The sequence below is a fragment of the Candidatus Hydrogenedentota bacterium genome (assembly GCA_018005585.1).
Classification (GTDB): Bacteria; Hydrogenedentota; Hydrogenedentia; order Hydrogenedentales; family JAGMZX01; genus JAGMZX01.
In genome coordinates, this window is the sequence record JAGMZX010000192.1 from 1 (window position 1) to 8,790 (window position 8,790).

General features: G+C 61.2%; 9 protein-coding genes and 1 tRNA gene. 9 read left to right on the forward strand and 1 reads right to left on the reverse strand.

Features of this window, described 5'->3' with window-relative positions:
• The first annotated feature begins 68 nt into the window (after positions 1 to 68).
• Both fliP and KA184_21535 read left to right on the forward strand, forming a co-directional pair.
• A complete protein-coding gene (gene fliP, locus KA184_21530) occupies positions 69 to 815 on the forward strand; it encodes a flagellar type III secretion system pore protein FliP (GenBank protein ID MBP8132169.1) in 747 nt (248 codons plus the stop codon).
• 190 nt (positions 816 to 1,005) lie between these two features.
• A complete protein-coding gene (locus tag KA184_21535; GenBank protein ID MBP8132170.1) occupies positions 1,006 to 1,476 on the forward strand; it encodes a hypothetical protein in 471 nt (156 codons plus the stop codon).
• A gap of 6 nt (positions 1,477 to 1,482) precedes the next feature.
• On the opposite strand, the gene KA184_21540 is transcribed toward KA184_21535, so the two are convergent.
• On the reverse strand, positions 1,483 to 3,513 hold the full coding sequence (locus KA184_21540; protein MBP8132171.1) for an elongation factor G: 2,031 nt from the start codon (positions 3,511 to 3,513) through the stop codon (positions 1,483 to 1,485).
• Positions 3,514 to 3,752: 239 nt separating this feature from the next.
• Between KA184_21540 and KA184_21545 the strand changes: the two genes are divergently transcribed.
• The 7 genes from KA184_21545 (at position 3,753) to KA184_21575 (ending at position 8,709) form a co-directional block, all read left to right on the forward strand.
• Positions 3,753 to 4,541, forward strand: a complete 789-nt coding sequence (locus tag KA184_21545) for a NifU family protein (protein ID MBP8132172.1) — start codon at positions 3,753 to 3,755, stop codon at positions 4,539 to 4,541.
• 4 nt (positions 4,542 to 4,545) lie between these two features.
• Entirely contained in the window at positions 4,546 to 4,890 is a 345-nt protein-coding gene (locus KA184_21550) for a helicase (GenBank protein MBP8132173.1), read from the forward strand.
• Positions 4,891 to 4,951: 61 nt separating this feature from the next.
• The gene (locus KA184_21555; protein MBP8132174.1) at positions 4,952 to 5,314 is read left to right on the forward strand and encodes a 4a-hydroxytetrahydrobiopterin dehydratase; all 363 of its coding nucleotides are present in this window, start codon (positions 4,952 to 4,954) and stop codon (positions 5,312 to 5,314) included.
• Positions 5,301 to 5,750: a hypothetical protein gene (locus KA184_21560; protein ID MBP8132175.1), complete on the forward strand. Its 450-nt coding sequence runs from the start codon at positions 5,301 to 5,303 to the stop codon at positions 5,748 to 5,750. The genes KA184_21555 and KA184_21560 overlap by 14 nt, the downstream gene beginning before the upstream one ends.
• Before the next feature lie 241 nt (positions 5,751 to 5,991).
• Positions 5,992 to 7,431 (forward strand): HDOD domain-containing protein, encoded by a 1,440-nt coding sequence (locus KA184_21565; protein ID MBP8132176.1) that lies wholly within the window; start codon positions 5,992 to 5,994, stop codon positions 7,429 to 7,431.
• A gap of 225 nt (positions 7,432 to 7,656) precedes the next feature.
• Positions 7,657 to 8,556: a ThuA domain-containing protein gene (locus KA184_21570; protein MBP8132177.1), complete on the forward strand. Its 900-nt coding sequence runs from the start codon at positions 7,657 to 7,659 to the stop codon at positions 8,554 to 8,556.
• A 76-nt stretch (positions 8,557 to 8,632) separates the two neighbouring features.
• Positions 8,633 to 8,709 (forward strand) — tRNA-Met (locus KA184_21575).
• Positions 8,710 to 8,790 lie beyond the last annotated feature (81 nt).

Below are 8,790 nucleotides of genomic sequence, written 5' to 3' on the forward strand. Positions count from 1 at the left end.
TATTCAGCGGCTGCGGCAACATTTGCAGGAACGAGCCCGTGACGCGCGCGACTAAGACGCTTTTCCTGCTGTGCCTCGCATTGAGCGCCACGGCCCCGCTTCCGGCACAAGAGGCGGAGACCCCGGGACCCGAATCGCTGGCCGGGAACGTGTTTGACGGCGTGCGGCGCGCCGCGGCGCAGGAGAACATCTCCACGACGCTCCTGGTTGTGTTCGTCGTCACGGTTATCTCGCTGGCACCCGCCATTCTCGTGATGACCACGTCTTTTACGCGGATCATCGTGGTCCTTGGGTTTCTGCGCCAAGCTCTGGGCACGCAGCAGACACCGCCTAATCAGGTGCTCATCGGGCTCGCCTTGTTCCTCACGTTTTTTATCATGATGCCCACCTACGAGCGCGTGAACAGCGAGTCCATTCAACCCTATATCCGCGGCGAAATCGCGACTACGGAAGAAGCGCTCGACAAGGCCGTCGCCCCCGTCCGCGAGTTCATGTTCGACCAGGCTCGGCCCAAGGACATCAAGCTCTTCCTCGATATCGCACAGTTGCCCCGCCCCGATACGCCCGACGACGTGCCCACCCACGTGCTCGTGCCCGCCTTCGTGGTCAGCGAGCTCACCACGGCCTTCGAGATTGGCTTTATCATTTATATCCCCTTCTTGATCATAGACATGGTCGTAGCCAGCGCCCTGATGGCGATGGGGATGATGATGCTCCCGCCGATTTTTGTCTCCCTTCCCTTCAAAATCATCATGTTCGTGTTGGTGGACGGCTGGAACCTGCTGCTGGGCAGCCTGACGCGCAGCTTTGCGTGATACACGACTGTTGCGCGGCGTTCTTACCCGGAATCCGGCCTCGTACGGCATGCTCCGGGGGAAGCCGGGTGAGGTAGAATAGCGCTTCGGCCCCAAGTGCAAGGGCATAGGCTTGCATACGGGGGTGTTTTGAGAGACGAATCGGCGGCTGTAGTTCATGCCGCCGGGCAAGAAACAGGAAGATAACGCCATGAACGTGAAGACCGTCGTAAAAGTGCTTGTGGTGGTCTTTGTTCTTATCGCGGGGTTGCCCTTTGTGGCGCAACTGCGGCCCAAGGCACTGACGCCCGAAAGCGTGCGCGCGGGCCTCGAAGGCGCGGGCTTCACAATCCTTGAATTCGCCAAAGCGCCGGCGCCCGGCCTGGATGCGGTGGACCAGGTCAATATCCAGCTGTCCACCGGCAGCGGCGCGCCTCTTACGGCAGCGCTCTACCACTTTGACAACTCCGGCAAGCTCGCGAAACAGTACGAATACAACAAGCCGGACATCGGACCGGAGGCGGTCTCGGCATTCGACTTGTCCAACGTGGCCGCCGGGGTCTCGCGGCAACGTCCCCAACGGCCTGTCAACGTGGGCAAAAATGGAATGTTCCTCCTTGTCGTTACAGGCGACACGAAGGAACAGGTGAATCGCGTGATAGAGGTATTTGAGGCGCTATAGGCGGTCTCAGTCTTTCCCTTCTTCGCGGGCTTTTTCGTAAGCCGCGATGATTTCCTTGGCGAGATGTTCCGGTACTTCCTCGAAATGGCTGAACTTCAGGTCGTACGTGCCGCGCCCGCCCGTCATGCTGCGCAGGTCGGCCGAATACCGCAACACTTCCGCCTCGGGCACCGTCGCGCGGATACATTGCCGCCCGGGACCCGCCGGGTCCATGCCCAGGATGCGGCCGCGGCGCGAGTTCAGGTCGCCGTTGATGTCGCCCATGAACTCATCGGGTATGGTAATGGCGATTTCCATGATCGGCTCGAGGATGCACGGCCTGGCTTCCTTGAAGGCCTTCTGGAGGGCAAGGCTCGCGGCGATCTTGAATGCCAGTTCGGACGAATCAACCGAGTGGTATGAACCGTAGAACAGCTCCACCTTGATATCGACCACGGGGTGCCCGGAAATGATGCCCTTGGCCAGCGCCTCGATGCAGCCCTTGTCGACGGCGGGGATGTATTGCCGCGGCACGACGCCGCCCACGATGCTGTCGATAAACTCGTAGCCCGCGCCGCGCGTGTTCGGCGCGATACGCAGGTGCACGTCGCCGAACTGGCCGTGGCCCCCGGTCTGCTTCTTGTGCCGGCCTTGGGCTTCGGCGGTTGCCTTGATCGTCTCGCGATACGCGACCCGCGGCGTCGACGTTTCTGCTTCGACGTGGTACTTGTTGCGCATGCGCTCCAGCAGGATTTCGAGTTGCAGGTCGCCCATGCCGCGGATGACGTGTTCATGGGTGTCCTGGTCTCGATAATGCTTGAAAGTCGGGTCTTCTTCAGCGAGGCGGTTCAACGCTTCGCCAATCTTGTCCTCGTCCGCGCGCGATTTCGGCCTGATCGCCAGCTTCACGAGTGGCGTCGGCATCTCGATCATGGGCAGGGAGACTTCCGTGCTCTGGATCCCGAGCGTGTCGCCGAAACGCGTGTTTTTCAACTTGGTCACGGCCGCGATGTCGCCCGGGCCTGCGCAATCCACCTGCACGTTGTCCTTGCCCTTCAGCAGCAGGATCTTGCCCGTCCGCTCTTTTGAGCGCGTCGTGACATTATAGAATTCGCCGTCGCTCTTGAGCGTGCCCGAGAACACGCGGAACATCGTCAGATGGCCGACAAACGGGTCCACCACCTGCCGGAACACCTGGGCGAGGAACGGTCCGTTCGGGTCTACCGGCACTTCGACGGGCTTGTCGTTGTTGTCGATCGCGATAACCTTGCGGTCGAGCGGGGAGGGAAAACACGTGGCGATAAGGCCGATCAATTCGCGGACGCCGAGGTCCTTGTCCGCGGAGCCCGCGATTACGGGTATCAGCTTGCCTTCCGCGATGCCCGCGCGCATCCCCTCGCGCAGTTCTTCCGGAGAGAGCGTGCCCGCATCGAGGTACTTCTCAAGCAGGGCGTCATTGCTTTCCGCGACCGCGTCCATGAGTTCCAGCTTCATGGCTTGCTGCGTTTCATCCAGCCCGTCTGCCTCCAGCACGTTCACGACGTTGCTGAACTCATGGGCTTGCCCTACCGGGGCCACGAGCGGGGCCACCTGCGTGCCGTAGGTCGCCCGAAGCATGTTCACCAGCTCGTCGAAGTCGGTGTGTTCGCGCTCGAGTTTGTTGATGAAAAACGCGCGCGGCACGTGGTATTTCTCCGCATACCGGAACGCATTGTCCGTCCCGATCTGGATGCCCGTGCTCGCGTCCACCACGATGACCATCGCGTCCAGGACGGGCGCCGAGGCCGCCAGTTCGCCCAGAAAATCGGCATATCCCGGATGATCCACGAGATGTATCCGCATCCCGTCGTGTTCGAAATGCACCGGCGACAACTGGATCGAGTGCCCGTGTTGCACCTCTTCCTCTAGGAAATCCGGCACGGTGTTCCCGTCTTCAATACGGCCGCGCCGCGAGGTTACCCCCATGTCAGAAAGGACTTGCTCGACCAGCGACGTCTTTCCGGCGCCGCTGTGACCGACAATCCCAACGTTGCGCACCTTGCCCGCTTCCAGTGCCATGAGTGGCCCCTCCATTACATGTTTTACAGCCCGCCGAAGGGGCCGCGTGAAAGTTGCTCAAGACAATAAAACCGACGGTCCAACCCAACGAGTATACCGGTTGAAGGCCCATAACGGCAACTTGGCGTCCTCCACGCCTTTCACTGCCGGGCCCCCGGGCTTGTCCTGGAATGAATCTCGCATTCAGGGTGTCTTCATGGAATGGCATGAACAGGAAGACGCGCCTGGAGATCACCGAGATGTCAAGTTGGTTTTCGAAGGTTTTCCGCAGCCCTGCACGGGACGTCCCGCCCCGCTCGCCTGCATCCCGAACGCCGCCCGCGCCGCAGCGGGCAAGCGAAGAGGTGCGGGAGCCGCCGCCGCGCCGCATTGTCCATGCTCCTCTTCTCGTGGAACCGGAAGCGCCGCCGCCCGGCGAGGGCGTACACATCAAGGCCCGGCTCGCGCGTAGCGGGGACGGCCTCACCTTTCTGCTTGACCGGCCCGTGTTGCCGGGAATCTCCTTCGTTTGCCCCGACCGGGAGACCGCGAGCATGCATTCGCCTCTTGCCGCGGCGCTGTTCTCGCTTGGCGGCGTGTCGTCCGTCACGTTGCATCACAGGACGATAAGCGTGTCGGGGGAGCGCAGAGACGAGCCGGAGTTGGAGGCGTATGCGCGCGAAGCGGGCCGGGTCATTCGTGAACATCTGGAAAGCGGCCGGACGGCGGTGTCTTCTGAAGCACTTGCCGGGATACCGCCGGAAGAAGAGATCCGCTGGACGCTGGCGCGCGTAATCGAGAATGAGGTCAACCCCGGTATTGCCGCACATTCCGGACGAATTGTCTTGAACCGCGTGGAAGGCAATACCGTCTATATCACCATGGGCGGCGGCTGCCAAGGGTGCGCCATGTCGGCTCTGACATTGCGCCAGGGCGTCGAGCGAGCCCTCCGCGAGGCCGTTCCCGGCCTTGGTGCGGTGCTGGATGAAACGGATCACGCCGCGGGCACGAACCCCTATTTCACGGACACCCCCACGGGACTTGGATAACCCTATGCCCAAATTAATCACCTTTACGCTGAAAATCCGGACGGGCGAGCACGGGCTGGACCATTCCCCACAGTACGCCATCAATGGTTTTGGACTCGGCTTCGATGAGGTCAAGGGCGGTACGGGCGTCGGCGAGGCGGCCGAACTCACCGGCAACCCGGAGAGTTTCCCGCACAGCCTCCTGTTGGTTGGCCCGGAGCGAGGGCAATGGGACATAGCGGACATCGAGGTGACCTATCATTGCGCCGGCGAACCCGCCTACAGCGTTCGCCTGGGCAAGGTTACACTGGACGACCATTCGGACCTCAACATCTGGTATGCGCGCCCGGAACGCGTGATTGATGTATAATGAGATTTCAAGTTCCGGGGAAACGCGCGCCTTACCATCAAAGAAACGGGTGTTCTTCGCGATGTCACAAGAAACCTGGAGACAACTGGCGCATCGAGAGTGTATCCCGTGCCGGGGCGGCGTACAACCGCTCAAGGGCGAGACGCTGTTGCGCCTTCACCGGGAACTGGGTCGCGGCTGGGCGCTGATTGACGACCATCACATCGAGAAGGCATTCCGGTTTCCCGATTTCTCTTGGGCGCTGGCTTTCGTCAATGCTATCGGCGCTATCGCCGGGGAGCAGAACCATCATCCTGACATCCATCTGACCTGGGGCGCCGTTACCGTTACGCTTTGGACGCACAAGATTGACGGATTGACCGAGAGCGATTTCATCTTGGCCGCGAAGGTGGAAGAGGCGTATCCCCGCCATGCCGTGCAGTGATGTCACCGAACTGATTCGCGTCACCGTGGATGCGCAGGACAGGCTCAAGTCCTATCGCTTCATCAAGAAGACTTGTGGGCGCGCCGTCGGCGCGGAGGCGCTGTTGCTGGGCGCCCTTGGCGGATGCAGCGTGGGAGAGATCCTTGAGCTTACGCCCGAACGTTTTCTGGGTCAGATGGAGACCTCCGGCCCAATCGAGGAATTCCTGTCGCTTAAGCACCTGGTCGCGGTGCAGTCCGCGCTCGAAGTGCTGACGGGCGGGGCCCCGGGCGGCCCAGGCCGGCTTTGCGCGGTGGCGGAAATCACGTTCGACGAGGGAGAGACAGTTATAGACGCCCGCATTTCGGTAGACCTCCTGACGAACGAAATCAAATCATGTGGTAATTGCCGCTCATGTGGCGCCGCCAAGGGCAGCAAGCGCGTCGTGTTCCTCTAACCCAACGTGAAAGTTTCACCGGTTCTGCGGGAGGCGGTTAGTCTCTGGCTTGAATAGATGTGCTGTTGCGGTTTTTCTTGACAGGGTGGGAAGGGGGGCATAGACTTGCCTTGATCAGGTGTTCGGAATTACCGCCATTGGGGCCGGTGCGTGATGCCTGGGTGATGCGACGCACGGGGCGGTTGTGCAGGCCCTTGGTGTGGCGACCGGCAGGACCCGCAGATTCGGAAGGACCTTGGCCATGGTATCCCCGAAGCAAGCGAAAGAGAATGGGGAACAGCGTAGACGCACGGGCGTTCAGGCCCAGCCCTCCAAACGGATCGGCGAGTTGCTGATTGACGCGGGCGTCATTACGGAGGACCAGCTCCGTCATGCGCTCACGGTGCAGCAGGAGAAGGGCGGGAAGGTCGTAGAGAACCTGATCGCTTTGAACTACCTGGATGCTCGCGCTTTCCTCACATTCCTTTCCCGGCAGCCGGGTGTTGCAAGCATAGACCTGATGAACTACACGATACCGCGCGACCTGATTCAACTGGTGCCCCGTGATTTTGCCCTGAAACACGAAGTGGTTCCGCTGGACAAAATGGGCCGCTACCTCACGGTAGGCATGGCGTGCCCGCTGGATGCCGCCTCCATATCGGAACTGGAGCGGTCCACGGGATTACGTGTCCGGCCCTTGCTCGTATCAATAAATGACGTGCGCATCGCGCTGGAACGCTACTACGAAAAGCCGAAGGCTGCCGCGCTCGCAGACCCGGACGTGGGGCCCGCCCGCGTGCGCACCCCGTCTCCCGCACCCGCCCCCTCCGGCGATGTGGCCTTGACTCGCGTCGAGGTCGCGCTCAATCTGGAAGGGATTATGCACCTGGTGCGGAACGTGAAGACACTGCCCGCCCTGCCGGAGACGGTGCGGCGCGTACGTGCCGCCATGGAGCGGCCGGACACGTCCATGAACGATGTTGCTGAGATTGTGGAACAGGACCCGTCTCTTTCCGCGAAGTTGCTGAGCCTCGCGAATTCGTCTGCCTATGGCTTTGCGCACCGCGTCGAGAACGTTGGCAAGGCCGTTACGCTCCTGGGCCTGCGGGAAACGTATTCGGTGGTGCTGACGTCCGCGGTGATAGACTATTTTGTGGCGTCCCAGCACTTTGACTACAAGGCGTATTGGCGGTGGTCGGTATTCTGCGCCACGGCAGCGCGGGCCATCGCCGGTGTCTGCAATTACCCGGACCGGGGTAATGCGTTTACCGCGGGACTGCTGCATGACCTTGGCCGGCTTGTCTTTGCGGAGGTGATTCCGGAACGTTACGCGGCCATTGACCAAAAACTCCCGGACCGGGAAGTGATTGCGCTTGAAGAGCGGATGCTCGGCGTCGCTCATCCCGAGATAGGCTATTTGCTTGCGCGGGAGTGGAACCTGCCCGGCGACATCATGACCGCCATGCGTTTTCATCACAAGCCCGTGCAAGCGGACGCATGCCATGACCTGGTGGTGATCGTGGGGCTTGCCGCCGTCATGACCGACGCCTACGGGCGGATCACGAAAGAGAACGCAACTGCATTCGCCGCGCAATGCAAGGAAATGCTCAGCCTGCTCCGTATTCCGGAGAAAACATTCACCGAAGTGCTGGGGGAGACGGCCAAGGTCGCCAAAGAGCGGCTGCGCGAGTGGAATCTCTGATCCAATCGCCACTCGTGCGCTGGAACCTTGCGGTATGTTCGAAGCCGGCGGGCACAATCCGCGGCGGTTGCACCGCCCGGATGCACACCGCCCGGATGCTCATTGCCTCCAACCGTCAGCATGGCGTACCATAAGTCTTCCCGTCTGCCCTGCGCTGTGCCGGGATTGCGCGGCGAAGTCGTGTGCGGGCGGGGAGTCTGAACGGAATGGCAAGGAGACAGACCTATGTGGAAGCCAATGTTGCTCATGTTGTTGCCGGCGGTGCTGCTGGCGTCTGAATCGGCAAGCGCAGCGCCGCTGCGTATCCTGTACCTCACGAAATCGGAGGGATTCGAACATGGCCCGGTCCATCAGCAAGATGGCCAGCCCAGCCATTCCGATAAATGGCTCACCCAGATAGCCGAGTCGATCGGCGCGACGATCGTATGCACCAAGGACGCCAGTGAGGTCAACGCGGAAGCCCTCAAGAATTACGACGTGGTCATCTTCTATACCCAGGGCGATTTGCGGAACATGGGTGACAAGGACCAAGGCCGCGTCATGGGCGAGAACGGCGTGACCGAACTGCTCGACTGGGTCAAGGCGGGCGGCGGCTTCATCGCCATCCACGCGGGCACCGATTCATTCCGCTCGGGCAAGGACGGGGAGCCCACACCGTATACCCAGATGGTCGGCGGCGAATTCCGCGGGCACGGCCCGCAATTCAAGGGCACGCTCAAGGTCGTCGACGCGTCGCATCCGATTATGTCAGGGCAGCCCGCAGAGTGGACCGTGATGGAGGAATGGTATCTGCACCGGAACTTCAACACGGCTTCCCTGCACGTGCTCGCGACCCTGGACCCGGGACCTGCAGGGCGGCGTATCAAGGATTACGACCTGCCGGAAATCCCCATGGTCTGGTGCAGCGCATACGGGAGTGGGCGCGTATTTGTCAATGCCATGGGACATCGCGAAGACGTATGGGACCATGAGAATTTCCGGAACACTCTCGTAAACGGCATCCAGTGGGTTGGCGGCGCGGGAGAAGCCATGGCCGCGCCCAACTTTGCGCAAGCTATCTCTGACGAACTCGATCCGGCCACGGGCGCGCGTAAAGCGGACGGCCCGGCCGCGGAAGGCAAATAGCGGCGCGCCCTGAAAAGACTTGGGCGCATTTCTTGCAAAGAAGGCTCAGAATCTGGTATACATGCTATAGACCAGTCGCGGGGTGGAGCAGCCTGGTAGCTCGTTGGGCTCATAACCCAAAGGTCGTAGGTTCGAATCCTACCCCCGCTACCAATTGGAATCAAAGGACTTACGGAAACCCGTAGGTCCTTTTTTCGTGCCCAAAAACGGCCCAGTGTACCGTAAACTGTACCG

Coding starts and splice junctions, on each gene's coding strand:
- KA184_21560 (MBP8132175.1), top strand. CDS start 5,301: ATGCCGTGCAGTGATGTCACCGAACTGATTCGCGTCACCGTGGATGCG.
- KA184_21535 (MBP8132170.1), top strand. CDS start 1,006: ATGAACGTGAAGACCGTCGTAAAAGTGCTTGTGGTGGTCTTTGTTCTT.
- KA184_21565 (MBP8132176.1), top strand. CDS start 5,992: ATGGTATCCCCGAAGCAAGCGAAAGAGAATGGGGAACAGCGTAGACGC.
- KA184_21540 (MBP8132171.1), bottom strand. CDS start 3,513: ATGGCACTGGAAGCGGGCAAGGTGCGCAACGTTGGGATTGTCGGTCAC.
- KA184_21570 (MBP8132177.1), top strand. CDS start 7,657: ATGTGGAAGCCAATGTTGCTCATGTTGTTGCCGGCGGTGCTGCTGGCG.
- KA184_21550 (MBP8132173.1), top strand. CDS start 4,546: ATGCCCAAATTAATCACCTTTACGCTGAAAATCCGGACGGGCGAGCAC.
- KA184_21545 (MBP8132172.1), top strand. CDS start 3,753: ATGTCAAGTTGGTTTTCGAAGGTTTTCCGCAGCCCTGCACGGGACGTC.
- KA184_21555 (MBP8132174.1), top strand. CDS start 4,952: ATGTCACAAGAAACCTGGAGACAACTGGCGCATCGAGAGTGTATCCCG.